At 68.5% G+C, this 251-nt stretch carries 1 pseudogene; it reads right to left on the reverse strand.

What is annotated here, in order from left to right:
- Window positions 1-251, reverse strand: a pseudogene (locus HA630_RS02140) (type I glyceraldehyde-3-phosphate dehydrogenase); the annotation flags it as partial.

Raw genomic sequence — 251 nt, forward strand, 5'->3', positions numbered from 1 at the left:
AAGGTGCCGTCCAGCGCTATCCCGGCCTCGGCATCGAACACGCTGGTGCAGTGCTCGCCGCGGAAGTCGGTGGACACCACCTTGTCGGTGGTGTAGCCCAGCACGCCCTGCAGCCCGCCTTCGCTCACCGGCGTCTCGCTCATGGCCTTCATGTGCGCGCAGATCTCGGCGTAGCTGGCCTCGCGCTCGAGCTCGACCGTCAGGTCCACCACCGAGACGTCGGAGGTGGGCACGCGCAGGCTCATGCCGGT

It is taken from the genome of Aquabacterium sp. A08, from assembly GCF_011742065.1.